The sequence below is a fragment of the Flavobacterium sp. B114r genome, assembly GCF_056824125.1.
Genome location: NZ_CP124858.1, coordinates 238,042 through 260,734 on the forward strand (window position 1 = coordinate 238,042; position 22,693 = coordinate 260,734).

Here is a 22,693-nt window from a genome sequence, read left to right on the forward strand (position 1 = left end):
CAGGTTTCAAGTTTCAGGTTCTTTGCGAACATGAAACTTGAAACCTGAAACTTTTAAAGCAAAATTAGAAAAAAATGAACTCCTTATTACTTCCTACCTATTTTCCGTCAATTAGCCACTTTGCAGTTATGGCTCAATCTGAAAATGTCACTTTTGAGATGGAAGATAATTTTCAGAAACAAACCAACAGAAACCGAACTTATATCTACAGTCCAAACGGAATTCAGCTACTGAATATCCCCGTTAAGCATTCAAAAACATTACATCAAAAAACAAAAGATGTTTTGATTGAGAATGAATTCGACTGGCAGAAACAACATTTTAAATCATTAGAAGCCGGCTATAGAAGTTCTCCATTTTTTGAGTTTTTTGAGGATGACATTCGTCCAATTTTCGAAAAACAACATAATTTTCTAATGGATTTAAATATGGAAGTTTTAGATGTCGTAACCAAATGTTTACGAATGAAACTAGAATTTTCGAAATCGACAGAATATTTTCATGAAGCGGAAAACATAACTGATTTCAGATTTTTAGCAAACGGAAAAAAAGACCCTAATACATTCGAGAAATACACTCAGGTTTTTGATGACAAACACGGATTTATTAATAACTTAAGCGTTCTGGACTTGCTTTTTAATGAAGGTAAATTTGCGATGGATTATTTAAAGACGCAAAAAATATTATAAACTAACTTTTGGAATTTGGATTTTTAAAAAAACTTTATTCCATAGAAAGCCTTGCCATTATAGGATAATGATCTGAATTTTCGAAATCCGGAAAACTTTCAAATTGCTTCACTTTCATTTTACTGTCTGTAAAAATATAGTCAATTCTTGCAGGATAGTAGCGGAACTTATAAGTCGCCCCAAAACCTTCGCCTGCTTCCTCAAAAGCATCCTTTTGCTTCCCTTTTATACTTCGATAAACGTATGAGAAAGGGCTGTTATTCATGTCTCCACAAATAATAAACGGCGTTGTGCATTTTTTAATATTTTCTTTAAAAATCTCCGCCTGTTCTTGTTGCTGCCTAAACCCCTTGCTAATTCGGGTATAAATAAGCTGTGATTTTTCCTGATTTACATTATCAATATCATTTGAGATATCACTCACATCCGGTGAGATTTTAATCGATTGCAAATGCATATTGTAAACCCTGATTACATCTTTGCCACGTTTTATATCTGCATAAACGACATTATTATCAGATTTAGGAAAAATAATATTCCCCTCATTTATAATTGGAAATTTAGAAAAAATGGCTTGTCCGGTTTTAATCTGGTTACCATCAATAAAAATATATCGATGAGGATAGACTTTCAGATCTATATGAGCTGAATTTGAATATTCCTGAATACAGAGAATGTCCGGATCTTTTTCGTCGATAAAAGCTTTTATATTAGACGGAATATCGTCCCGGTCCAACCATTTAAAAACATTAAAAAGACGCACATTATAACTCATTACAGAGAAATCTTTTTCGTCTTTGACATATTCTTTGGCAGAAAATTTATAAAACTTACTTATAAATGTTATTCCGGTCAACAGAACCAAACCAGACAATATAAGACGCTTTTTAAACTGAATCGCCCAATAAATAAAGAACAACCCATTCAGCACAAAAAAAACAGGCATAAAGAGCGTTAGCACCGATAAAAGCGGAAAACTCTTAGGCGCCAGAAAAGGTAAAATATAAATACTAAAAGTCACTACAGTTAGTACTATATTCAAAAAGAACATTATTTTATTAAACCACGAAAGGTTTTTCATATTTTTTTGCTAAAAGGATTATTTTCCAGCTTTAAATAAAAACTCTTTTTCTTCTTTTGTAAGACAATCGTAACCGGATTGGCTAATCTTGTCTAAAATTTCATCAATTTGTTGTTGCGTTTTATCTTTTGTAACAATTCTCGATGTAACTTTTTCAGTAGGTTTTTTATAATTCTTATGAACTTTTGTAAAAGGGGTCGTAGGGGATTTTTTGAATAGATTGGTAAAAAAATCTAAAGTTCTCGAAACTATTACACTTAGATCTGTACCATTTTGAAGCAATTTAATAAATACAAAACCAAAAAGAGCTCCAGCCAAATGCGATATATGTCCGCCAGTATTATCTAAACGAAACTGCATTAAATCAAGAACAAGAATTACAGCTGTAATATGCCAAAGCTTAACATTACCAATAAGTAATAAACGTACGCCCATCAAGGGCTGATAAGTTGTTACAGCAACTAAAATTGCCATTATCGCAGCCGAAGCCCCAACAATAATACCCGGCATGCCTAAAAAGTAAAAACTTAAAGAGAAGATAACACCAGAGAAAATAGCACCTAAAATATACAAACCTAAATATTGCTTCTGAGTAAAAAAGGTCAGGAATAAATTGCTTGCAAAATTCAAAACCATCATATTAAACAACAAATGAAAAAATGACGAATGAAAAAATGCGTATGTCAAAAATGTCCATGGCTTAAACATAAACACATTTGGATCTGACGATAATGCCAACCAATTTGGATAGGCAAAACCACCACCGGAATACTGATAAAAGAACACTAATGAGATCGCAAAACAGGCAACGTTCCAGTAAATAACACGCATTGCTATACCGCCTAATTTGTACTGTAGCTTTAAATCATCAAGAATATTCATAATAGTTTCTTTTGGTTTTTATTTTTGGATATTAAAATTAAAAATTAATTCCAACGATTACTATTAAACTGATTCTTTTTCCAGTACCACATAATCAAAAATCCAGTCAAAGCTCCACCAACATGTGCAAAATGAGCAATTCCGGTACCGCCGTTTCCAAATAAAGAATTCCCTTGAAATCCTAAAAACAAATCTACCGCCAAAATAGCCGGAACAAAATATTTAGCCTTAATTGGAATTGGAATAAACATTAATGCCAGCTCAGCATTAGGAAACATAAAAGCAAAGGCTGTTAACAAACCGTAAATAGCACCTGACGCACCAACAACTGTCCCGATGTAAGCACTTGTAAAACTATTAAATTGAGAAACCGAAACTAAATCCTGCCATCTCGTATCTATTTTTCCCTGACTCAATAATTTCATTATCTCGTCTTTCTGATATCCATTTGCCATCAGAGTACTTAATGTATCCTGAAAAGAATAATAATTTACAGCAGTATGTAATAATGCAGAACCCAAACCACAAGAAATATAAAAAAACAAGAATTTTTTACCTCCCCAGAAATGTTCTAATGCTGATCCAAAAGAAACCATTGCAAACATATTGAAAGCAATATGCATAATACCACCATGCATAAACATATGCGTGATTGGCTGCCATGCCCTGAAACTTGGATTTTCAGGAAAAAACATAGCAAAATACTCATACGATACTGGCACTAATTGCGAACCAATAAAAAAGATGATATTGATTATCAATAATTGTTTTACAACGGGAGTCATATTCATCATAAGGCAAACTTTTTATCTATATCTTCAACACGCATCGTGATGAAAGTAGGTTTTTGAAAAGGTGAAATATTTGGATCTTTACAAGCAAACAAACCGTTTACTAAATTATCTTGTTCCTTCTCGGTTAAATAAGATCCTGTTTTAACCGCTAAGCTTTTTGCCATCGATTTTGCGATAGTATCATTCTGACTGTAACTGCTTGCCGGAATTCCGTCCTGCAAATCACTTAATAATTGTTCAATTACCAGAGAAACTTCACTCTCTGTAATATTTACCGGAATTCCAGAAATAACTACGTGATCTGTTTGTGCTTTTTCAAAAACAAAACCTGTTGTTTCCAGAGACGGTTTCAATTCTTCTATTAATGTCATTTCATCAGATGAATAAAACAAATTCAACGGAAACAACAATTGTTGACTTGAAGCCTGATTCACGGTCATATTCAATAAAAACTGCTCGTACAAAATACGCTGATGCGCTCGTTGCTGATCAACGATTACCATTCCTGATTTTATAGGCGAAACAATATATTTTTTATGAATTTGATATGTTCCCTGACTCGCCTGCTCAATCTCATTATCATTGAACAATGACGAAGTTACTTCTTCATTTTCGAATGTAAAAGGCGAACTTTCTATGGTATCGGTTTCTAAACCTACATATAAACTTTCCCAGGTTGCTGTAGGTTCAACTCTCTTATTATATCCTGGATAGGAGCCTGAATCCGAACCCGATCCGGAACTAAAACCTGAGCCTCCTCCAGAACTTGACCCCGAAGACGATTTAGAATAATGCTGATTGGTTTTATCATCCGTAAACGGATTAAAAGTTCCATCAACCTGAATTGTTGGTGTTTCTCCCTCCAAATCTTTATAGTGATATGGCGTATCTAAATTAGCATCCCTGTCAAAATCAAGAACAGGAGCTACATTAAACTGCCCTAAACTGTGTTTGATAGAAGCTCTTAAAATAGCATACAAAGCCTGTTCATCATCAAACTTAATTTCAGTTTTAGTAGGATGAATATTGATATCTATCGTATTTGGCGGAACTTGCAAATACAAGAAATAGCTTGGCTGTGAACCGTCTTTCAAAAGTCCGTCATAAGCAGCCATTACTGCGTGATGCAGATAACCACTTTTTATGAAACGATCGTTTACAAAAAAGAACTGCTCTCCCCTGCTTTTCTTCGCAAATTCAGGCTTACAAACAAATCCCTGAACATTTATAATCTCAGTATCTTCGTTAACAGGCACTAATTTTTCATTGGTTTTACCGGACATAATCCCAACAATACGCTGACGGGAACCTGCCGCTGGCAAATTATACATTTCGCTGCCATTGTGATAAAACGTAAAATGAATGTTTGGATGCGCCAAAGCTACACGTTGAAATTCATCCATAACATGGCGAAATTCGACGGTATCTGATTTTAAGAAATTACGACGCGCCGGAATATTAAAAAATAGATTTTTAACGGCAAATGAAGTTCCTTTTGGCAAAACCGCCACTTCCTGCGAAATGAATTTACTTCCTTCGATTATAATATGGGTTCCCAATTCTTCCTGATCTTGCTTGGTTTTCATTTCCATGTGCGCAATTGCAGCTATAGAAGCCAATGCCTCACCACGAAAACCTTTGGTATGCAATGAAAATAAATCCTCGGCCTTACGAATTTTAGAAGTCGCATGACGTTCGAAACACAAACGAGCATCAGTTACACTCATTCCTAAACCATTGTCAATAACCTGAACTAATGATTTCCCAGCATCTTTAATAATCAATTTAATATCTGTTGCTTTAGCATCAACAGCATTTTCTAACAGTTCTTTTACGACTGAAGCAGGTCTTTGTACCACTTCTCCAGCGGCAATTTGGTTAGCAACATGATCAGGAAGTAATTGAATTATACTCGACATTAAGAAAAAATAATTAAAAGGTTAAGGTTTAAATTTTCAAACCAAGAAGCACAAATTTAATGAATTTCTCTTGGCTTTCAGAATAAGTGTCATCATAAAAAAAACAAAAAACCTATACTATTTATACACAGTATAGGTTTTAGTAGTTTTAAAACAAATGTGTTTTATTCTTTATCAATTTTTATTGGAGTTTCTTCGATTTGAATCGCTCCCGAAGACAACAAAGGCTGATTAAAAGGATGCGACATCGAAGCTTGCTGACGGATATACGCCATTTTGATAGCAGCGATTGCAGCTTCAGTTCCTTTGTTTCCGTGAATTCCTCCACTTCTGTCAATTGACTGTTGTATATTATTATCTGTCAGAACGCAAAAAATAACCGGGATGTCAGTTTGAACATTCAAATCCTTAATTCCCTGCGTTACGCCTTCGCACACAAAATCAAAATGTTTGGTTTGTCCCTGAATTACACAGCCAATTACAATTACCGCATCAACATTTTGTGTCTGCAACATTTTTTTTGCACCATAAATCAACTCAAAACTCCCAGGAACATTCCAACGGATAATTTGTTGAGCAGGAACTTCATTATCAATTAAGGCATCAAAAGCCCCATTATAAAGTCCTTCAGTTATAGTTTCGTTCCACTCAGAAACAACAATCCCAAATCGAAAATCTTTCGCATTTGGGATCGTGTTTTTATCGTATTCTGATAAATTTTTATTTTCGGTAGCCATCTTTATATTTTAGATTTTTAAATTTCAGATTCTGAAATACAAATCTACAATCTTAAATCTAAAATTTTAAATCTAAAATCAAATATTTTTATTGTGCTAATCCAATCAATACATCTACAGAAGCAGCTTCTGGTGTTGCATCGTAGTTTTCTTTGATATCTGTTAAATATTTCAACGCATCTTCTTTTTGACCTAGAGCCAATGCTGTTTTACCAGCTTTTAATAAGAAACGAGGAGTTGTAAAATCATTTTTATTAGATTCAGCAGCTTTTACATAGTAGTCTAAAGCTTCTTTTTGTTGATTTTTTTGAGAATAAGCATCTCCAATTGCACCAATTGCCAAAGCATTAACGATAGCTTCTTTTGATTTGAATTTTCCTAAATATTTGATTGCATCATCAAATTTACCAATATTCAAAGAAGCAATACCAGCATAATAGTTAGCTAAATTTCCTGCATCAGTTCCAGAATATTCATCAGCAATTTTTACGAATCCAAATTTACCTTCAGAACCATTTAATGCTAATTTGTATAGTGAATCGCTTGCCACACCATTAGTCGCTTTATCAAAATTTTGTTGAGCAACAAACATTTCGCTTGCAGCTTCGTCTTGCTTAGGAGCTTCTACAAATTTTTGGTAAGCCAAATATCCAATAGTAGCAACTGCAATACCGGCAACTAAACCAATAATGATTTTTTGATTTTTAGCAACCCAATCCTCCGTTTTTGAAGCAGTCTCATCTAGTTTAGAAAAAACCTCAGCTGTTTTGCTGTTTTTTCCATCAAGAATTACTTGTTGCTCTTCATTCACAACCTCTTCTTTAACTTCCTTTTCCTTTGGTGCCTTATATCCTCTTTTATTGTAAGTAGCCATTTAAAATTTAATTTAGTGAACGGCAAAAATAAAATTTTTATTGAAACCAACGTAAAAAAAATCAATTTTATATCTATTTTAAAAAAATAATTTACTAAACGGCAACTTCTTCACTCATTTCTACAAAATAATTCATCTTGAAAGAGCCCAAAAGCCTATTATATCGATAATTTTCGATAATTTGCACCCTCAAATTTTTGTTATCCAAAACACGACTTTTCCCGGGCTAAGAACATAATTTTCGCCTAAGATTTCACGAATTCTCGCTGATTAGAGATATATTTTACAAGAAACCCTTTTAAAATCATTCAATCTGCGACATAAAAACACAATCTAACGAGAAAAGTTACATACCGGAACATCAAATTTTATCATTACAGTCCCTGAAAAATGCATTTAAACAAAATTTCTTTATTCAATTATAAAAATTTCTCTGAAGCCAGTTTTGACTTCGACCTCAAAATCAATTGTTTTGTGGGTAAAAACGGCATTGGAAAAACCAATGTGCTTGATGCAATTTATCATTTAGCTTACGGAAAAAGTTATTTTAATCCGTTAGCAGTTCAAAATATCAAACATGGAGAAGAGTTTTTTGTAATTGATGCCGAATTAGAAAAAAATGACAGAACAGAACAAATTGTCTGCAGTTTAAAAAAGGGACAAAAGAAGATTCTAAAAAGAAACGGAAAAGCCTACGATAAGTTCTCAGACCATATTGGATTTATTCCGTTAGTAATTATTTCACCCGCAGATCGTGATTTAATTGTAGAAGGAAGCGAAACACGCCGTAAATTCATGGACAGTGTAATCTCGCAATTAGACTCTACCTATTTGCATCAGCTTATACAATATCAAAAAGTAATCGTACAACGAAATGCTTTACTAAAGTATTTTGCCCTGAACCATACTTTCGACAATGACACCATATCTATATATAATGAGCAACTAAATAGTTTTGGACAATCGATTTTTGAAAAGAGAAAAGACTTTCTCGAACATTTTATACCTATATTTAATGAACACCATAAAACGATAACCGGATCTGAAGAAACGGTGCAATTAGTTTATGAAAGTCATCTGTACGAGAAAGACTTACTAACACTTTTACAGGAAAATATCGGCAAAGATCGTGCATTGCATTATACAAGCGTTGGAATCCATAAAGACGATTTATCTTTTGAGATTGACGCACATCCAATAAAAAAATTCGGATCACAAGGTCAGCAAAAATCTTTTTTGATTGCCTTGAAATTGGCTCAATTTGAGTTTTTGAAAAAACAAAGCGGTGTAAAACCTCTTTTATTATTTGATGATATTTTTGATAAACTGGACGAAACCCGTGTTTCTAAAATTATCGAAATGGTAAACAGTGAAACTTTTGGTCAGCTTTTTATTTCTGACACGCATCCGGAACGAACCGAAGCGATTGTAAAATCGACACATCAGAGTTATAAAATCTTCAATTTAGGGTAGTTTTTTTTCATCTTCAAACTTGAAAAATATTTTCATTAGCCAGCCATTATCAAAAAATAAAAATTCGTAAAATTCAATTTCAAACTAGTTAATTCGTGCTCATTCGCGAGATTCGTGGCGAACTTTTTTTCGGCCTTTTATGATACAGAACTTTGACATAAATAAATCAAAGCAAAACACGCTGTACTATTTTAAAATTCGCGCTCATTCGTGAAATTCGTGGCAAACTTTTTTCAGCCTTTTACTATACAGAACTTTGACATAAAAACTCATCAAAGCAAAACACGATGCACTATTTTAAAATTCTCATTCGTGAAATTCGCAGCAAACTTTTTTCAGCCTTTTATGATAAAGAACTTTGACACAAAAATTAATCAAAGCAAAACACGATGTCCTATTTAAAAATTCGTGCTCATTCGTGAAATTCGTGGCAAACTTTTTTATTTCACTTTCTGTTAAGATTTAAAAATTGAAAAATCATTACTTTAGCATTATTATTTTTAAAATTAAGCCTAATGAAATTCCCAAAAATCTTATTACTAATAGTTTCAGTTCTACTAATTTCCTGTAATGAAAAGAAAACCAATTCTTTTGAACCACTTCATCCAAAAGAATTTGCAGAAAAGATTAAAACCACCGAAAATCCTCAAATCCTGGACGTTCGAACTCCTGATGAATTTGAATCCGACCATATCGATAATGCTAAAAATGTAAATTGGAATAGCGATGATTTTGCTGCAAAAGCAGAATCTTTTGACAAATCTAAACCAGTTTTTGTTTATTGCCTAAGCGGAGGAAGAAGCAAAAAAGCAGCCACAAAACTAAAAGAATTAGGCTTTAGTACTGTCTATGAATTAGAAGGCGGCTTCCTGAATTGGAATGAAGAAGGATTTGGCAAACCTTCGACCGGACAAGTTGGAATGACAATGAATAATTTTAATGATTTACTAAATACAGATAAAAAAGTTTTAATTGATTTTTACGCAGAATGGTGCGGGCCTTGCAAACAAATGGAACCCTATCTTTTGAAAATGCAAAAAGAAATGAGCGATAAAGTAGTTATCATTCGTATTGATGTTGACAAGAACAAAACATTAGCTACTCAAATGAAGATTGACCAGCTCCCAACGATTCTTTTATACAACAATAAGGCTGTACAATGGAAAAACACAGGCTTTATCAGCGAAAAAGACTTAAAAAAACAACTGCAATAACACAAAGAATATGCTAACGAAAGAATCATTGCAATTTTTAGACGATTTAAAAAAGAACAACAATAGAGATTGGTTTCAGGACAATAAAAAACGATACGAGATTTTCAAGAAAAACTACCAGCAATTAGTAAGTGATTTTCTGGATGTAATGAAACCCCTTGATCCATCATTAGAATTATTAGAAGTTAAAAACTGTACCTTCAGAATCAATCGCGATATTCGATTCTCTAAGGACAAATCGCCATATAAAGCACATTTAGGCGTTTGGATGTCGGGAGGAACCAAAGGTCTAAACCGTTCAGGATATTATGTACATATAGAAAAAGGCGCCAGTTTTATTGCTGGCGGATTTTACTCTCCCGAATCTGATGATTTGAAAAAAGTCCGAAAAGAAATTGCTTTTTTTCACGATGACCTGGAAGCTATTATTGCGGGTAAAAACTTCAAGAAAGAATTTGGAAGTTTAGATGTAAACGAAACCAATTCACTTAAAAACCCGCCAAGAGGCTATGAAAAAGATCATCCTGCAATTGAGTTCTTAAAACTAAAAAGTTTCACAGCTACTCAAAAATATGATATTTCTGAAGTGACCCAAAAAGACTTTGTTGCTAAAATGAGCAAAAAACTCATCGCTTTAAAACCTTTGAACGAGTTTATTAATCGAGCTTTAGACACTGATGAATTTTAGCATGCTTGTTTCGCCAAAACCCGAGCGATAACGAAAAGGCAAAGCAAATTCACGACGAAAGAGACAAACATTATAATTGCAACTTTTTAATAAGGCTTTTTTTTCACAAAAAGCCACTCTCTCATTTTGACACTTATTTTCAATCTTTTTATTAATTGTTATTTTCCGGAAAACCTACTCAAATAAATTATAATCGTTACTTTTGACCTCAGAATTATCCCGACATTTTGGGATTCAAAAAGCCTTTTATTTATGGAAATCCAATCCAATTTTTCTTTAAAAAAACATAATACTTTTGGCATCGAAGCAAAAGCCAAACAATTTGTTGCCGTTCATTCAGTTAATGAATTAAAAACCATTTTAGAAGAATACAAAAGCGAGAAAAAATTCATTTTAGGAGGCGGAAGCAATATGTTATTAACGAAAGACATTGAGGCATTGGTAATACATATTGACTTAAAAGGAAAAAAAATCATTAAAGAAGACGATGATTTTGTCTGGGTCGAAAGTCAGGCCGGCGAAACCTGGCACGAATTTGTACTGTGGACAATTGACAACAATTTTGGCGGTTTAGAAAACATGTCTTTAATTCCAGGCAATGTCGGCACAACTCCGGTTCAGAACATTGGAGCTTACGGAACGGAGATCAAAGACACTTTTGTTTCCTGCGAAGCCATGAATATTGAAACTCAGAAAATAAAAACTTTTATAAATGCTGAATGTAACTTTGGATACAGAGAAAGCATCTTCAAAAATGAAGCAAAAGATCAATATATCATTACATCGGTAGTGTACAAACTAACGAAACGCAATCACAAAATCAATATTTCATACGGAGACATTTCAGCTGAATTGGCTAAAAACAATATTACAAATCCAACGTTGAAGGACGTTAGTAATGCTGTAATCTCAATCAGACAAAGTAAATTACCGGATCCTAAAGAATTGGGAAATAGCGGAAGTTTCTTTAAAAATCCGATTCTCTTGAAATCTAATTTCGAAAAAATCCATCAGAAGTTTCCGGAAATGAAATACTACGACGTGTCCGAAACTGAAGTAAAAGTTCCCGCGGGCTGGCTAATTGAACAAGCCGGTTTTAAAGGAAAACGTTTTGGTGATGCTGGAGTTCATAAAAATCAGGCTTTGGTTTTAGTAAATTACGGAAACGCAACAGGGCAAGAAATTCTGGCAGTTTCGAGAGAGGTTCAAAAAACTGTTTTCGAAAAATTCGGAATTCATATTGAAGCTGAAGTGAATGTGATTTAAAAATACAAATTTTACTAATTTTTACTAATTACCGCTATTGTCAGACTGAGCAGAGTTGAAGCCTTTTAAAACACTAAAACACCTCTCTCGAAGTTTCGGAACCCGATGTATCAAAACCCGAGAACAATTATTTTTTTTTAAGCGTAATGATCGAAACTCCCTCTATAAAAATCGCAAATCCTGATGATGAAAAAGTTCTGGCAATTACAGAAGAATTGTCCGAAAATCTTTATCTTCGTTTTGGAAGTGACGGAAAGAATTCTTTTCAGGATTGGCAAAACGACAATTCAAAATTCGTATTTGTTATAGCCGAAATTGAGAATGAGATTGTGGGTTGCGGTGCTATTAGACCAATCGATCAAAATACCGGAGAAGTAAAAAGAATGTATTCGAAATACCCGGAAAAGAAAATTGGACAAACGATTTTAACCTTTTTAGAAGACAAAGCCATAACACTGGATTATACAGATTTGGTTTTAGAAACACGGGTAAAAAATGGGAATGCTATTGAATTTTATCAAAAACAAGGTTATAAAGTAATTCCGAATTACGGAAAATATACAGATCGACCAGAGGCTATTTGTCTGGGAAAATCTTTAAATCAAAATTCATAAAAATGTATACTCCAAAAATATACAAAGACGAAGACCCGGAATCAATCAGAACTTTTTTGAAAGAAAACAGTTTTGGAATCCTGATCAATCAAACTCACGGAAAATTATGTGCAACGCATATTCCAATAGAACTAGAAGTTAATGCAGACGGAAAAGAAATTCTGCAAGGGCATCTTTCAAAACTGAATCCACAAGCAGAAGGTTTTGCAGAAAACGATCAGATATTGGCAGTATTTACTGGTCCGCATAGTTATATTTCATCTTCCTGGTACGATCACGAAAATGTACCAACCTGGAATTACATAGCCGTACACGTTTATGGGCGAATAAAAATTGTTGATGAAGCCACTTCAATTGAACAACTTAAAAAATTAGTTGATAAGTACGAGGCCAGTTCAGCAAACCCTGTTCGCGTCGAAGATTTGTCTACAAAAACGATGCGCGAAGCCAGAGGGATTTTTGGCTTTGAAATTGAAATTGATGAAATTCAGGCTACTAAAAAACTATCGCAAAACCGGGACGAAAATAATTACAAAAACATTATTTCGGAATTAGAAAAAACCGAAAACCCTCAGGCTATTGCTGTTGCGAAAGAAATGATGAAATGCCAAAAGTAAATCAGCTTTATCCATTGAAATTTAGGATTTCATAAGTACATTTGCACTCGCAAGATTCAAAAATTAAAAGACATTAAAATCAGATGCTTACATTCATTTTTTACTTTTTTATTGCTATTGTTGTCGTACAACTTTCTTATTATCTAGGTGTTTTTGGAAAGTTTGCTTTTAGCAAACCTCAAAATATTACTCCAAAGAGAATTCCGGTATCAGTAATAGTTTGTGCAAAAAACGAAGAAGAAAATGTAAAAAAATATATTCCAATATTAGCAGAACAAAATTATCCTGATTTTGAAATTGTCCTGATTGATGATGCTTCAAGCGACGAAACATTAGAGGTTTTTGAGCAATTTGAACAACAATACCCAAACATTCGTTTGGTAAAAGTAAAAAACAATGAGGCTTTCTGGGGTAATAAAAAATATGCTTTAACACTAGGAATCAAAGCATCAAAAAAAGACTATCTACTATTTACAGACGCAAATTGCTATCCAACATCAAAAGAATGGATCACATCAATGACTTCTCAATTTACAATGAATAAAACAATTGTTCTGGGATATAGTGGCTACGAGAAAATAGAGCGTTCTTTATTGAATAAAATTATTCGTTTTGAAACTGTTTTAACAGCTGTACAATATTTCTCGTGGACAAAACTAGGATTTCCGTACATGGGAGTTGGACGAAATTTGGCATACAAAAAAGAAGAGTTTTTCAATGTAAACGGATTTATTGAACATATCCAGATTCGCTCGGGCGACGATGATTTGTTTATCAATCAGGCTGCAAACAAAAACAATACGACAATATCATATACACCGGAAAGTTTCACGTACTCTAAACCAAAAGAAACCTACAAAGAATGGTTTACGCAAAAAAGAAGACGTGTTTCTACTACACAATATTATAAATCATTCGATAAGATACAATTAGGTTTATTCTTTATTTCACAATTATTTTTCTTCATATTAGTAATCCTTTTACTGGCATTCCAATTTCAATGGATTGCTGTACTGGCAATTTTAGCAACACGCTATACAGTTGTCTGGACTGTAATTGGGTGTTCTGCAGGAAAATTAAAAGAAAATGATCTTAAAATTTGGTTTCCTATTGTAGAGATAGCGCTTATATTCACGCAAATTAATATCTTTATAACTAATATCTTTTCAAAACCTGTATATTGGAAATAAATTCTAAAATAGAAAAAGCAAAAAAAGGCGATCAAATTGCCTTTACTTTTTTATTAGATTATTTCTGGAATGAAGTGTATGGCTTTATGTTAAAGCGTACCGAAAATGAAACTACTGCCGAAGATATTACCATTGAAACTTTCTCAAAAGCTTTTGATAAAATAGCATCTTACAACCCTGAATTCCAATTCAACACCTGGTTAATTGCTATTGCAAAAAACGTATATATTGATTTATTACGTAAAAAGAAAACCAATCTTTTTATAGAAATTACTGATTCTGAAGATCAGCAGGCTTACAACATTGCCGACCCTACTCCATCTGCAGAAGATGCCTTGATTAAAGAGCAAAATCTTTCACGCTTACTGCAATGCATCAAAGAACTAAAACCACATTATCAGGAAGTAATTCAGCTGCGTTATTTTCAGGAAATGACGTATCAGGAAATCGCACTTAAAATCGATGAACCTTTGAGCAATGTAAAAGTAAAACTACTTAGGGCTAAAAAATTATTAGCAGAAATTATCGAACGTAATAGATAATTTATTATCTTTAGTTAAAGAATAAAATATTATTCGATTTATTCTTAAAAAGATAAATTATCCACACCTTAAAACTACAACAATCCTGTTGTTAGCTAAACCCAAAACCTTACTGCGTATGATTTAAATGTTACTTAACCTTAAAATCCATAAACTATGTCTAAATCAAGTATCTACGAAGCAAGCTGGACCAATCTTGTTTTCGAAAACAAAAATCAGGAGTACGGCGCGTATCAATTACGCCAGGAGAATTCAAAAACCACCATTACTGCTCTATTTATGGGTTTGCTATTATTAGCAGCTTTGGGAAGTGTATCAATTTTAATCAACAAATTTAGGACGGTAGTTCCCGTAGAGGTACCAACTGTTTTTACAGATCCAATGACACCTGTTATTATCGACCGAACTATTGTTCAGCCACAACAAACAGAGCCAATTGCTCCCCCACAACAAAGTACTCCTGCAGCTCCTGTAGTTGGTGTTCAGTTGTCACATCCTATTGTTGCTGCGGTAGATCAGGCAGCTCCTGAAATTGCGACTAACACAAACAATGTCGCCGTAGTAGAAAATCCAGGAGCAGGAACAGGACCTGTTACTAATGCAATACCATCTACTGGCGGAACTGGCGGTGAAGCTGTTACACCTTCAACAAATGAACCTTTAATTCCAGCACTTTTAGACAAAATGCCTGAATTCCCAGGAGGAATGGCAAAGTTTTATACTTATGTAGGAAACAATTTTAACAGACCAGAACTTGATGCCGACAGAACATTAAAAGTATACGTTTCATTCGTAATCGAAAGAGATGGTTCTATCACTGATATTATGGTAAAAAATGATCCTGGTTACGGACTTGGAAAAGAAGCAATAAGAGTACTAAAATCATTAAAAACAAAATGGATTCCGGGAGTATTAGACGGGAAACCGGTTAGAACTGCATACAACCTTCCGATTACAATAAAAACGGAAGCACAATAATAAATATTAAAAAAGCAGAATTTAGGTTCTGCTTTTTTTATGCCTTAACTGCAATGAATAAGAGATTAAGAAAATCAGAAAGCTTTTTTGATCTAGTCAATTAATTTCATGCAAAAGAGCAAACTTTAAAACTTAAAAAAAGAAAACTTTGCGACTTCTCTTAATTTGTTTTTCAGAAAGGAAACTCTTAATCTTTTTATCTCTTAATGCTTTAGAAAATCGATATTATTTTTTATTTTAATTACTTTTGCAACACCTTAAAAAGGGAAATAAAAGCTATTAAACTAAAAACTCAAACATGGGAATATTTTCAGCTATTCTAGGCAACGCTGGTTCAGTAAGTCAGGACGATTTACTTAAAAAATACGGACAACTTTTAACGGATAATGAAGAAATCGAAATGGGTTTTAAACTAATCCGCGATACCTTTATCTTTACTAACAAAAGATTAATTCTGGTTGACGTACAAGGAATCACAGGCAGTAAAACCGAGTACAAATCAATTGCATACAAAAGCATTACTCGTTTTAGTGTGGAAACTGCCGGAACTTTTGATCTTGATGCCGAATTGAAAATTTGGGTTTCCAGCGAATTACATCCTAGTATTGTTAAGCAATTCAACAAATCTGTAAATGTGTACGACGTACAAAAAGTATTGGCTTTTCACGTTTTAGGTTAATCTTAAAATAAAAATTCCGATGAATTTCTAAGAAACTCATCGGAATTTATTTTTCTAACAGAAATTATTATTTCTTCTTAGCAGTTGTTTTTTTCGTAGCCGTCGCTTTTTTAGTTGTTGTAGCTTTAGTCGCAACCGGCGCAGTATTTACAATTTTTTGCTGTACATAAGGCTTATACAAACCGTCTTTCTCAGCTCTTTTCTTAGCATCTTCAGCTCTTTGTTTTGAATCCGGGTGCGAGCTCATCATCTGATCAATAAATGATGCTTCGGTTCCTTCACTCATCTTAGCCAAAATTCGGAAAGCAGATTCTTCGGCATTCACATCATAACCATTCTTTTTTAGAAAATTATACGAATACAAATCTGCCTCAGCTTCTTGTTTACGGCTAAATTTACTATCAATAATAGAACTTCCTATTTTCCCTAATTGACTATCTGTAACTGCAGCTAACTTTGTAGATTGTGAAGCCGCCGCATCCATTAAAGCTTCTTTTTTATAAGCCGCTTTTATAGCATCTCTCGAATCATTATTAGCAACGTGACCAATTTCGTGACCAATTACTGCAAGTAACTCATTATCATCCATGATATCCATTAACCCTGAATATACACGTACACTTCCGTCTGCAGTTGCAAAAGCATTTACTTCTTTTAATTTATAAACTTTATAATTTAAAGTATATCCGTCACCAGCAGTATATTTTCCAAATACCCTGTTTAATCTTATAGCATAAGGATCTGTTGCTGCTGCAACTTCGTGCTCAGCATCCATTTTATCCACTGCAGCTTTAGACAATGCTGCCGCATCAGCATTACTAAATGTAAAACCGGTTACACCCTTCTGAACAGCTCCAATAGCTTTATCTCCAAAATTAATCTGCGCATTCATTTTAGTAAAACCAAAAGTGGCAAACAAAACTCCCAATACAATAAATTTCTTTTTCATGTTTTATATTATTACAATTTAACAACAAATGTATTACAATGTTAGTGTATTTCTATTTCAATTAAATCTGTTTTTTAACAAATAAAGGTATAAATTTTAAATGAGCTGTATAACGATATGTAACTATTATTAATAGCACTTGCCAGTACAACAAAAAAAAACGACAAATTCTTTGGAGAATCTGCCGTTTTTTTTACTTTATTTAAAAATTACTTCTTTTTTGCGGTTGCTTTTTTAGCGGTTGTTTTTGTTGCTGTTTTCGCTTTTACAGGTGCAGTATTATCAATTTTCTGCTGTACATAAGCTTTATACAAACCCTCTTTTGTTGCTCTTTTTTTAGCATCATCTGCTCTTTTACCAGAATCTGGATGTGAGCTCATCATTTTAGTCATAAAAGAAGATTCAGCTCCTTCACTTAAATTTTGAAGAATCCTAAAAGCTGATTCCACTGCATTCACATCATAACCATTTTTTTTCATAAAATCATACGAAAACGTATCAGCTTGCGACTCTTGTTTTCTACTGTGCTTGCTGTCGATCATTGCGCTTCCTATTTTTCCTAATTGAGATCCTGTTAGAGTCTCTATATTTCCTGATTGTGACGAAGCAGCATCTAATAAAGCCTCTTTTTTGTAAGCTGCTTTAATAGCATCTCTGGTATCGTGATTGACTACATGCCCAATTTCATGTCCAATAACTGCAAGTAATTCGTTATCATCCATAATATTCATTAAACCTGCAAATACACGCACACTTCCATCTGCACAAGCAAAAGCATTGATGTCTTTTACTACGTAAACTTTATAATTTAAATTAACCCCTTCACTAGAAATATGTTTTCCAAATAAACGATTTAATCGAATTGAATAACCATCCTCAGGTCCGGCGACAGGGTTGTTTGCATCCAATTCAGCAACCGATTCCTTAGCCAAAGCTGCAGCATCTGCATCGCTAAAAGTAAACCCTGAAACACCTTTGCCTAAAGCTCCCATAGTTTTATATGAAAGTTTTTGCGCATTCATTTCACTAAAACTAAAAACTGTCAATAAAATCCCCAATACAATAAATCTTTTTCTCATATTTCTTAAACTTAAAATTAACAGCAAAAATACTACGCAATAAATTTTTAATTGCCTTAAGACGATAAATTTATAACAGAATAAGACAGAAATTAAAATGTCTAAATCTTAAAAAAGAATAAGAAAACAAACCATATAGCGTATATAAATTTAAATAATTAATATTTCAACTTCATAATTTTAAAAAATAAGATTAAAAGAAACGAAAATTAAATTAGCATCTCCAAATAAACTACATTCCGTATCTTTGTACTTTGAATTTTGATATATGGAAACAGTCATTGAAAATATACCAACCGGAAAACCTAAATGGTTAAAGGTTAAATTACCTATTGGACAAAAATATACTGAACTGCGTGGTTTAGTCGATAAATATAGCCTAAACACTATTTGTACCTCAGGAAGTTGCCCAAATATGGGTGAGTGCTGGGGCGAAGGAACGGCGACTTTTATGATTTTAGGAAATGTTTGTACGCGTTCATGCGGATTTTGCGGTGTAAAAACCGGAAGACCTGAAACGGTAGATTGGGATGAACCTGAAAAAGTAGCACGTTCTATAAAAATCATGAACATTAAACACGCTGTAATTACAAGTGTTGACAGAGATGATTTGAAGGATGGCGGATCTATTATCTGGATTGAAACTGTAAAGGCAATCCGAAGAATGAATCCTAATACTACTCTTGAAACCTTAATCCCTGATTTTCAAGGAATAGAAAGAAATCTTGACCGAATTATAGAAGCGAATCCTGAAGTAGTGTCACACAATGTAGAGACGGTTCGCCGTTTAACTCGTGAAGTACGTATTCAGGCTAAATATGATCGTAGCTTAGAAGTGTTGCGTTACCTGAAAGAAAAGGGAATCAATAGAACAAAATCGGGAATCATGTTAGGACTTGGCGAAACTGAAGAGGAAGTTTTTCAGACTATGACAGATTTACGCAATGCAAATGTTGATGTTGTTACTATTGGCCAATACCTGCAGCCAAGTAAAAAACATTTACCTGTAAAAGAGTTCATAACGCCTGATCAATTTGCTATATATGAAAAATTTGGTCTTGAGTTAGGGTTCCGTCATGTCGAAAGCGGACCATTGGTTCGTTCTTCATACAAAGCACAAAAACATATTTTATAAAAAAGTTATTCGTTCAATCGTTTGTTTGTTTAGCCGCCAATGCGATTAAACAAACAAACGATTGAACAATTTAAACAAATAAATAAAGCACTTGAAAACAAGAATTGCTATTAATGGTTTTGGAAGAATTGGGAGAAATTTATTCCGTTTACTTTTAAACCATCCTGACATTGAAGTTGTTGCCATCAACGACATCGCCGATAACAAAACCATGGCGCATTTGATAAAATACGATAGCATCCATGGTGTCCTGCCCTTTATCGTAAGTCATGACGAGAAAGGAATAATTGTGAATGAGCAGCATTATCTGTTTTTTCACGAAAAAAGCATTTCAAAATTAGACTGGAAAAGCCATAATATAGATTTTGTTATAGAATCTACAGGAAAATATAAAACGCACGAAGAACTTAACGCGCATATTGAAGCCGGAGCAAAAAAAGTAATCCTCTCGGCGCCATCAGAAGTTGATAGTATTAAAACGGTAGTTTTAGGCGTTAACGAAAATATTCTGGATGGCAGCGAAGATATAGTTTCCAATGCAAGTTGCACGACAAATAATGCTGCTCCGATGATAAAAATCATCGACGAATTGTGCGGAATTGAGCAAGCATACATCACAACGATACATTCTTACACTACTGACCAAAGCCTTCACGACCAGCCACATAAGGACTTGCGACGTGCCAGAGGCGCAAGTCAGTCAATTGTTCCAACAACTACAGGCGCAGCTAAGGCATTAACAAAAATTTTTCCTAAATTGCATGAAAAAATCGGGGGTTGCGGAATTCGCGTTCCTGTTCCTGATGGTTCACTGACAGATATCACGTTTAATGTAAAACGTGCTGTTACAATTGAAGAAATAAACAAAGCATTTCAAAAAGCCTCAAAAACAAATTTAAAAGGAATATTAGATTATACAGAAGATCCTATTGTTTCTGTTGATGTAATTGGCAATACACATTCGTGTTTATTTGATGCACAATTAACTTCCGTTATTGATAAAATGGTAAAAGTTGTGGGTTGGTATGACAACGAAATTGGCTATTCATCAAGATTAATCGATTTGATTTTACTTATAAGAAAAACATAAAAAATTCATTGTAAAAGCGCTGCAATACATGAAATACCACTATTTTATTCTTTTTTGTTTTTTAAATTCATTTTTGTATTCTCAAACTAAAAAGAATACGGATAGTGTTATCTATTACAATAAGCTGGTAAAAAGTAATCTTAACAATAAAAAATACGATCAGGCAGTATTTTACACTAAAAAATCAATCAACTTTTGCGAAGCAAACCAAAAATCCGAAAGCTTGGCCAATCAAACCTTCAAGCTTGGTAAAATCTATTACAACAAACAAAAGTATGATGAGGCATTAAAAAACTTTCACAAAAGTGTTTCTTTGTTTGAAACCTTAAAGCCAACTTGCACCAAAGTTTTAGCATTGCATTATATAGGCGTAACGAATACCGCTAAAGGCGATTATAAAACTGCTGAGATTTACTACAAGAAAGCAGATGATCTTTTGAAACAGTTAAAAATCGTTGATCAGGCTGAAGTTCTTAAATACCAGAAAGCAGTGGCTTTAAAAACAAATAAAAATTTACCTCTTGCTGCCTACACCTTTCGTGAAATAACAAAAAAGCCGGATAATCCTGCGATTTTAAAAACAAAAACTAATTCTTACTACCAACTTGGGTTAATTGAAACTCAGCTTAAGCGAAATGATTCTGCCATCATTTATTTTGACAATGCTTTAGACTACAACGAAAAAAGCAATGACTTAAAGCAAAAATCAAAAATTATATTAGCAATAAGTAAGTATTACAAGCAAAATAAAAATTTTGATCTCGCCTACTCTTATCTGGACGAACATTATCAGATCGAAAATTACATCCTGAAATTAAAGAATGCCAAGCTAGATCTAAATGAATTTGAAAAATTTAAAAAAAATCAATCTTTAAACAATACAATTAAAAGAGAAAGCGAAGAGAAAATTCAATTAAAAACCTATCGATACTCTAAGTTGGTAAGCATTCTTGCTATTGCCCTTATTTCAATTTTATCGCTTTTGAGCCTGGCATTGTATAAAAATAATATTATTCGAAATCAAAATAATTTACTTCTAAGAGAAAAGAACAAAGAACTTATTTTAGCCAAAAATAAAGCCGAAAAAGCATCAAAAGCCAGATCAGAGTTTCTCTCTACTGTAAGTCATGAACTTCGAACTCCATTAAACGCTATTAACGGAATTACTCATTTATTACTGGAAGACAATCCCAAGAAAACACAATTAAAATACTTAGAATCTTTAAAATTCTCAGGAAACTATCTTACTACTTTCATTAACGAGATTCTTGAAATCAATAAAATTGACTCCACTAAAGTAGAAATAGAGAACATTACCTTTAACTTAAAAGAGTTATTATTCAACATTCAAAGTTCTTTAAAGGAACTTGCTACGGCCAATAAAAATTATTTTAACCTTGAAATCGACGAAGCAATTCCGGATAATTTAATTGGAGACCCTACTAAAATATCGCAGATCATCCTTAATTTAATCAATAACGCCTTAAAATTTACACAAAACGGAAACGTAAATGTGATTGCAAAACTATATGGAATAACTGAAGAGCAGGCGACAGTTTATTTTGAAATCGTAGACACAGGAATTGGCATCCCGGAAGATAAACTGCAAACTGTTTTTGAAAGCTTTTCTCAAGGGTCAATAGAAGTAAACCGAAAATATGGCGGAACAGGCTTAGGACTTACAATTGTAAAAAAATTAATTGAACTTTTAGGTGGAGAAATAAAACTAAAAAGCGAAGTTGGTAAAGGATCTACTTTTACCTTTAAATTAGATTTTAAAATTAACAAAGAACCTCTTGAAGCAGTGGAAGAAAAAAAACCATACAATGACAATCAACTAAAGAATAAATCAATTTTATTGATTGAAGACAATAAAATCAATCAAATGATTACTCGAAAGATGCTTGAAAACAAGGCAATTTCCTGCGAAATCATAGATAATGGAGAAGATGCTGTTGAGCTTTTAAAAATAAAACGCTTTGATATGATTTTAATGGATGTTCATTTACCTGGAATTAATGGAACCACTGCTACAAAATTAATCAGGGAATTCGATAAAACAACTCCAATTATTGCGTTAACAGCTATTTCGCTTGACGAAAACAGAGATATGCTTTTATCTTATGGAATGAACGATGTGATTACAAAACCATTTGTTCCGGAGGAATTTTACAGTACCATTGCGAAATTTTTTGATTAGGTC

Annotated in this window: 22 protein-coding genes; 14 read left to right on the forward strand and 8 right to left on the reverse strand. The window is 33.3% G+C overall.

Translation table 11 applies throughout. From position 1 onward, the window contains the following. Window positions 1-74: 74 nt before the first annotated feature. The gene (locus QLQ94_RS01155; protein ID WP_271337440.1) at window positions 75-689 is read left to right on the forward strand and encodes a WbqC family protein; all 615 of its coding nucleotides are present in this window, start codon (window positions 75-77) and stop codon (window positions 687-689) included. Window positions 690-723: 34 nt separating this feature from the next. Here the strand turns inward: QLQ94_RS01155 and QLQ94_RS01160 are convergent, their stop codons facing one another. From QLQ94_RS01160 to QLQ94_RS01185, 6 genes are all read right to left on the reverse strand, one after another. Then, window positions 724-1,770: an endonuclease/exonuclease/phosphatase family protein gene (locus tag QLQ94_RS01160; RefSeq protein ID WP_427402750.1), complete on the reverse strand. Its 1,047-nt coding sequence runs from the start codon at window positions 1,768-1,770 to the stop codon at window positions 724-726. 18 nt (window positions 1,771-1,788) lie between these two features. Then, window positions 1,789-2,652, reverse strand: a complete 864-nt coding sequence (locus QLQ94_RS01165; protein WP_271337439.1) for a rhomboid family intramembrane serine protease — start codon at window positions 2,650-2,652, stop codon at window positions 1,789-1,791. A gap of 44 nt (window positions 2,653-2,696) precedes the next feature. Continuing rightward, the gene (locus tag QLQ94_RS01170; protein WP_427402751.1) at window positions 2,697-3,446 is read right to left on the reverse strand and encodes a rhomboid family intramembrane serine protease; all 750 of its coding nucleotides are present in this window, start codon (window positions 3,444-3,446) and stop codon (window positions 2,697-2,699) included. After that, window positions 3,443-5,365: a DNA mismatch repair endonuclease MutL gene (mutL, locus tag QLQ94_RS01175; RefSeq protein ID WP_482498887.1), complete on the reverse strand. Its 1,923-nt coding sequence runs from the start codon at window positions 5,363-5,365 to the stop codon at window positions 3,443-3,445. The genes QLQ94_RS01170 and mutL overlap by 4 nt, the downstream gene beginning before the upstream one ends. Before the next feature lie 164 nt (window positions 5,366-5,529). Then, window positions 5,530-6,102 (reverse strand): 6,7-dimethyl-8-ribityllumazine synthase, encoded by a 573-nt coding sequence (gene ribH / locus QLQ94_RS01180; RefSeq protein WP_271337436.1) that lies wholly within the window; start codon window positions 6,100-6,102, stop codon window positions 5,530-5,532. 88 nt (window positions 6,103-6,190) lie between these two features. Next, window positions 6,191-6,976 carry a tetratricopeptide repeat protein gene (locus tag QLQ94_RS01185; RefSeq protein WP_271337435.1) on the reverse strand — a complete coding sequence of 262 codons (786 nt, stop codon included), beginning with the start codon at window positions 6,974-6,976 and terminating at the stop codon, window positions 6,191-6,193. 390 nt (window positions 6,977-7,366) lie between these two features. Here QLQ94_RS01185 and recF point away from each other — a divergent pair, with 390 nt between their 5' ends. From recF to QLQ94_RS01235, 10 genes are all read left to right on the forward strand, one after another. Next, complete coding sequence (gene recF / locus QLQ94_RS01190; RefSeq protein ID WP_271337434.1) at window positions 7,367-8,449, forward strand: DNA replication/repair protein RecF; 1,083 nt, start codon at window positions 7,367-7,369, stop codon at window positions 8,447-8,449. A gap of 515 nt (window positions 8,450-8,964) precedes the next feature. Next, complete coding sequence (locus tag QLQ94_RS01195; protein WP_482498890.1) at window positions 8,965-9,663, forward strand: thioredoxin domain-containing protein; 699 nt, start codon at window positions 8,965-8,967, stop codon at window positions 9,661-9,663. Window positions 9,664-9,673: 10 nt separating this feature from the next. Further along, window positions 9,674-10,351 (forward strand): DUF2461 domain-containing protein, encoded by a 678-nt coding sequence (locus QLQ94_RS01200; RefSeq protein ID WP_482498892.1) that lies wholly within the window; start codon window positions 9,674-9,676, stop codon window positions 10,349-10,351. A gap of 252 nt (window positions 10,352-10,603) precedes the next feature. Further along, the gene (gene murB / locus QLQ94_RS01205; protein WP_482498893.1) at window positions 10,604-11,617 is read left to right on the forward strand and encodes a UDP-N-acetylmuramate dehydrogenase; all 1,014 of its coding nucleotides are present in this window, start codon (window positions 10,604-10,606) and stop codon (window positions 11,615-11,617) included. Between the two features lie 146 nt (window positions 11,618-11,763). Continuing rightward, on the forward strand, window positions 11,764-12,231 hold the full coding sequence (locus QLQ94_RS01210) for a GNAT family N-acetyltransferase (RefSeq protein WP_482498895.1): 468 nt from the start codon (window positions 11,764-11,766) through the stop codon (window positions 12,229-12,231). Between the two features lie 2 nt (window positions 12,232-12,233). Beyond that, a complete protein-coding gene (locus QLQ94_RS01215; protein WP_482498897.1) occupies window positions 12,234-12,848 on the forward strand; it encodes an FMN-binding negative transcriptional regulator in 615 nt (204 codons plus the stop codon). A gap of 83 nt (window positions 12,849-12,931) precedes the next feature. Then, window positions 12,932-14,038: a glycosyltransferase gene (locus tag QLQ94_RS01220; protein WP_482498898.1), complete on the forward strand. Its 1,107-nt coding sequence runs from the start codon at window positions 12,932-12,934 to the stop codon at window positions 14,036-14,038. Beyond that, complete coding sequence (locus QLQ94_RS01225; protein ID WP_271337427.1) at window positions 14,029-14,580, forward strand: RNA polymerase sigma factor; 552 nt, start codon at window positions 14,029-14,031, stop codon at window positions 14,578-14,580. The genes QLQ94_RS01220 and QLQ94_RS01225 overlap by 10 nt, the downstream gene beginning before the upstream one ends. 156 nt (window positions 14,581-14,736) lie before the next feature. Then, a complete protein-coding gene (locus QLQ94_RS01230; RefSeq protein ID WP_271337426.1) occupies window positions 14,737-15,558 on the forward strand; it encodes an energy transducer TonB in 822 nt (273 codons plus the stop codon). Between the two features lie 298 nt (window positions 15,559-15,856). Continuing rightward, window positions 15,857-16,237 carry a PH domain-containing protein gene (locus QLQ94_RS01235; protein ID WP_271337425.1) on the forward strand — a complete coding sequence of 127 codons (381 nt, stop codon included), beginning with the start codon at window positions 15,857-15,859 and terminating at the stop codon, window positions 16,235-16,237. A 67-nt stretch (window positions 16,238-16,304) separates the two neighbouring features. On the opposite strand, the gene QLQ94_RS01240 is transcribed toward QLQ94_RS01235, so the two are convergent. Both QLQ94_RS01240 and QLQ94_RS01245 read right to left on the reverse strand, forming a co-directional pair. Continuing rightward, window positions 16,305-17,186 carry a M48 family metalloprotease gene (locus QLQ94_RS01240; protein WP_271337424.1) on the reverse strand — a complete coding sequence of 294 codons (882 nt, stop codon included), beginning with the start codon at window positions 17,184-17,186 and terminating at the stop codon, window positions 16,305-16,307. Between the two features lie 209 nt (window positions 17,187-17,395). Beyond that, window positions 17,396-18,265 carry a M48 family metalloprotease gene (locus QLQ94_RS01245; protein ID WP_427402755.1) on the reverse strand — a complete coding sequence of 290 codons (870 nt, stop codon included), beginning with the start codon at window positions 18,263-18,265 and terminating at the stop codon, window positions 17,396-17,398. 268 nt (window positions 18,266-18,533) lie between these two features. Here QLQ94_RS01245 and lipA point away from each other — a divergent pair, with 268 nt between their 5' ends. The 3 genes from lipA (at window position 18,534) to QLQ94_RS01260 (ending at window position 22,690) form a co-directional block, all read left to right on the forward strand. After that, a complete protein-coding gene (gene lipA, locus QLQ94_RS01250) occupies window positions 18,534-19,400 on the forward strand; it encodes a lipoyl synthase (protein ID WP_271337422.1) in 867 nt (288 codons plus the stop codon). Between the two features lie 91 nt (window positions 19,401-19,491). Continuing rightward, on the forward strand, window positions 19,492-20,490 hold the full coding sequence (gene gap / locus QLQ94_RS01255; RefSeq protein ID WP_271337421.1) for a type I glyceraldehyde-3-phosphate dehydrogenase: 999 nt from the start codon (window positions 19,492-19,494) through the stop codon (window positions 20,488-20,490). Window positions 20,491-20,518: 28 nt separating this feature from the next. Next, window positions 20,519-22,690 carry a tetratricopeptide repeat-containing hybrid sensor histidine kinase/response regulator gene (locus QLQ94_RS01260; protein WP_271337420.1) on the forward strand — a complete coding sequence of 724 codons (2,172 nt, stop codon included), beginning with the start codon at window positions 20,519-20,521 and terminating at the stop codon, window positions 22,688-22,690. Window positions 22,691-22,693 lie beyond the last annotated feature (3 nt).

What these genes read in the sequence shown, in the direction of transcription:
- QLQ94_RS01245 (WP_427402755.1), bottom strand. Translation starts at nt 18,265, where the DNA reads ATGAGAAAAAGATTTATTGTATTGGGGATTTTATTGACAGTTTTTAGT.
- murB (WP_482498893.1), top strand. Translation starts at nt 10,604, where the DNA reads ATGGAAATCCAATCCAATTTTTCTTTAAAAAAACATAATACTTTTGGC.
- mutL (WP_482498887.1), bottom strand. Translation starts at nt 5,365, where the DNA reads ATGTCGAGTATAATTCAATTACTTCCTGATCATGTTGCTAACCAAATT.
- QLQ94_RS01155 (WP_271337440.1), top strand. Translation starts at nt 75, where the DNA reads ATGAACTCCTTATTACTTCCTACCTATTTTCCGTCAATTAGCCACTTT.
- recF (WP_271337434.1), top strand. Translation starts at nt 7,367, where the DNA reads ATGCATTTAAACAAAATTTCTTTATTCAATTATAAAAATTTCTCTGAA.
- QLQ94_RS01170 (WP_427402751.1), bottom strand. Translation starts at nt 3,446, where the DNA reads ATGATGAATATGACTCCCGTTGTAAAACAATTATTGATAATCAATATC.
- lipA (WP_271337422.1), top strand. Translation starts at nt 18,534, where the DNA reads ATGGAAACAGTCATTGAAAATATACCAACCGGAAAACCTAAATGGTTA.
- QLQ94_RS01165 (WP_271337439.1), bottom strand. Translation starts at nt 2,652, where the DNA reads ATGAATATTCTTGATGATTTAAAGCTACAGTACAAATTAGGCGGTATA.
- QLQ94_RS01215 (WP_482498897.1), top strand. Translation starts at nt 12,234, where the DNA reads ATGTATACTCCAAAAATATACAAAGACGAAGACCCGGAATCAATCAGA.
- QLQ94_RS01230 (WP_271337426.1), top strand. Translation starts at nt 14,737, where the DNA reads ATGTCTAAATCAAGTATCTACGAAGCAAGCTGGACCAATCTTGTTTTC.
- QLQ94_RS01235 (WP_271337425.1), top strand. Translation starts at nt 15,857, where the DNA reads ATGGGAATATTTTCAGCTATTCTAGGCAACGCTGGTTCAGTAAGTCAG.
- QLQ94_RS01200 (WP_482498892.1), top strand. Translation starts at nt 9,674, where the DNA reads ATGCTAACGAAAGAATCATTGCAATTTTTAGACGATTTAAAAAAGAAC.
- QLQ94_RS01160 (WP_427402750.1), bottom strand. Translation starts at nt 1,770, where the DNA reads ATGAAAAACCTTTCGTGGTTTAATAAAATAATGTTCTTTTTGAATATA.
- QLQ94_RS01240 (WP_271337424.1), bottom strand. Translation starts at nt 17,186, where the DNA reads ATGAAAAAGAAATTTATTGTATTGGGAGTTTTGTTTGCCACTTTTGGT.
- QLQ94_RS01220 (WP_482498898.1), top strand. Translation starts at nt 12,932, where the DNA reads ATGCTTACATTCATTTTTTACTTTTTTATTGCTATTGTTGTCGTACAA.
- QLQ94_RS01260 (WP_271337420.1), top strand. Translation starts at nt 20,519, where the DNA reads ATGAAATACCACTATTTTATTCTTTTTTGTTTTTTAAATTCATTTTTG.
- ribH (WP_271337436.1), bottom strand. Translation starts at nt 6,102, where the DNA reads ATGGCTACCGAAAATAAAAATTTATCAGAATACGATAAAAACACGATC.
- QLQ94_RS01185 (WP_271337435.1), bottom strand. Translation starts at nt 6,976, where the DNA reads ATGGCTACTTACAATAAAAGAGGATATAAGGCACCAAAGGAAAAGGAA.
- QLQ94_RS01195 (WP_482498890.1), top strand. Translation starts at nt 8,965, where the DNA reads ATGAAATTCCCAAAAATCTTATTACTAATAGTTTCAGTTCTACTAATT.
- QLQ94_RS01210 (WP_482498895.1), top strand. Translation starts at nt 11,764, where the DNA reads ATGATCGAAACTCCCTCTATAAAAATCGCAAATCCTGATGATGAAAAA.